Annotated in this window: 3 protein-coding genes and 1 pseudogene; 3 read left to right on the top strand and 1 reads right to left on the bottom strand. The window is 36.8% G+C overall.

Annotation, left to right across the window (positions count from 1 at the left end; all coding sequences use genetic code 11):
• From Q0X89_RS09590 to Q0X89_RS09580, 3 genes and pseudogenes are all read left to right on the top strand, one after another.
• A pseudogene (locus Q0X89_RS09590) lies at positions 1–671 on the top strand (hypothetical protein); the annotation flags it as partial.
• Between the two features lie 9 nt (positions 672–680).
• Entirely contained in the window at positions 681–1,379 is a 699-nt protein-coding gene (locus Q0X89_RS09585; RefSeq protein WP_297693514.1) for a rhomboid family intramembrane serine protease, read from the top strand.
• Between the two features lie 256 nt (positions 1,380–1,635).
• Positions 1,636–1,869 carry a hypothetical protein gene (locus tag Q0X89_RS09580; RefSeq protein ID WP_297693512.1) on the top strand — a complete coding sequence of 78 codons (234 nt, stop codon included), beginning with the start codon at positions 1,636–1,638 and terminating at the stop codon, positions 1,867–1,869.
• Positions 1,870–1,956: 87 nt separating this feature from the next.
• On the opposite strand, the gene Q0X89_RS09575 is transcribed toward Q0X89_RS09580, so the two are convergent.
• On the bottom strand, positions 1,957–2,366 hold a 410-nt coding region (locus tag Q0X89_RS09575), incomplete at its 5' end, for a DinB family protein (RefSeq protein ID WP_297693510.1).

Raw genomic sequence — 2,366 nt, 5'->3', positions numbered from 1 at the left:
AAACACTCTATGTAGATATGCAGGCTGAGGCACATGGTGACAATGCACTAACCTTGCCTAGCTCCATCCCGGAAGGTGATCAAAACCAAGACTGGGAGGACCAAAATGAAAAAAGCAGGGTACCCTATCAAATTCACAATAGTTATATCCTCAACCATATTAAGAATGGTTTTGTCATAATTGATCAGCAGCATGCTCATGAACGCATTCTATTTGAAAGGTATCTTGCAAGAGCTCGCCAGAATAAACCCGAAGTCCAAAGCCTGCTTTTCCCAATTAGCCTTGAGCTTAAAAAAGAAGACGAGGTTCTTCTAAACAAAATATTACTGGAGGTAAACAAGCTTGGATTTGATATCGAAGGGTTTGGTGGCTACTCTATTATTATTAGAGGTATACCTGCCGGCCTAGAAGAAAATGATTGTGGAGAGCTACTTCAAAAAATTCTTGAACAATACAGAGGCAATTTAAATCTTGAACTGGGAGTAGAGGAAAATCTTGCAAGATCACTTGCAAAAAATGCCGCTATCAAGAAGCCCAAAAGATTAAAGCTTGATGAAATGCAAGAGCTAATCAACCAATTGTTTGCCTGTGAAAGCCCAAGCTATAGCCCTTCCGGTAGAAAATGCTACGTGAGCTATGATCTTGAAAGCCTGGAAAAATCTTTTAAGTAAATTTGCTTGATGAAAATAAGCGAGGTAGTTAAGCACCTGATCATAATAAATGTCATCGTTTTTTTAGCCGTGCAGGCTCTTAGCTTTCTACCTAACCTGAGTTTGTTTTTTCCTGCTTCAAAGCAATTCGCACCCTACCAACTGGTTACGCATATGTTTTCACATGGTAGCATAGGGCACATAGCCTTTAATATGTTGTCACTTTTTTTCTTAGGACCATACGTTGAACGTGAACTCGGCGCAAAAAACTTTTTTACTTTTTATCTGCTTTGTGGCTTTGGTGCCATGTTGGCCCATATCCTCATAGATTACATTAGTTACGGCCAACTCCTCGGCTCTGTAGATTCAGATTTTTATACCCGCGTTTATGAAGAAGGACGGTCGATTTTACTATCCGGTAAAAATTATACTGATCCTACCCTGGCAAAGCTTAATGAAGTACTCAATGTGCCTGTAGTTGGTGCCTCAGGAGCCATCTATGGCGTTACACTTGCTTTTGCCTACCTTTTCCCCAACGTAGAGCTTATGTTGTTGTTTTTCCCTTTTCCAATTAAAGCCAAATACTTAGCGATAGGCATTATTATTTACGATTTATTTTTTGGCGTAAGCCAATTCAAGACAGGCATCGCTCACTTTGCCCACCTGGGCGGAGGTCTTACAGGAATTTTACTGGTAATGTTTTTCTACAAAAGACGATTCAATAAATAGGCCTATCTAATTGTAAGTAGAGAGTTGGCTTGAAGCCGTTTTAATGAAAAAGAAATTAATGGCCGCCACTAAAAGTACTAAAGTATGTCTCATCATATCAAGTATTAACCCCTGGTATACCGCCCCCAAATTATCTAATTATTTGAAAACAGCTACACTGATGAGTTAAGCATTAACAGATAAAAAAATTAGATGAAAACAATAATAAGTGTGGAAGCTAGTTTTATATACACATTATTTTAACTAACAATTGTATATGGTAAGGAACTTTACACTTCACAAAATTATTCAATTTATTTACGGAGAATTAGGTGTCTTGGAGAGGCTTGAACTTGAAAATGCCATTGAAGAGAACGAAGAAGTAAGAAAATCTTATTTCAGACTATTCAATGCTTATAAGAATTTTCCAAAAGTTAAGTTCTATCCAAAAAAATCAAGTATTCAAAACATTCTAAAGTATAACTCAGAATGTAATATGAAGCTTGCATAGTAAATTGAATAACATTTAAGTAAGGGATCAGGGTTAATACTTTGCTCCCTTTTTATTTTCCTGTCATCAAACTGACTTAGAAATTTATCACCTGGCTGTAAGGTTTAAGTCCTGATCGCCATAGTAATTTGTGTTTTTGTTGGTAAGCAATTTTGTGTAGTAGGTGATCTGACCAGTATGGTAACTAAAATGCTCTATCACGTGAATTACAATACTTAAAACTGACTCTTTATAACCCTGGACGCTTCTAACTTTTGTCCATTCTTCATCCTGTATTTGATTCACTACTTCAATTGTTTTGTCAATGGCATCCTTGAGTTTAGATAACATTTCTTTTCTGTCGATGCGATCAGTCTGACTAAATTCCAGATCCCTTTTTCTATGGTCTGGATGATTTCCTATTCCTGTCAAAATCCATTGACGAATATTGCCTTCTAAGTGCAGAATTAAATTTGCAATTGAGACTAAATTATCGTTTGGTCTTATCCAAAGTTGCT

This window comes from uncultured Eudoraea sp. (assembly GCF_947258525.1).
GTDB lineage: Bacteria > Bacteroidota > Bacteroidia > Flavobacteriales > Flavobacteriaceae > Eudoraea.
Note: the sequence above shows the minus strand (reverse complement) of the source record. Positions and strands in the feature narration are given on the sequence as shown.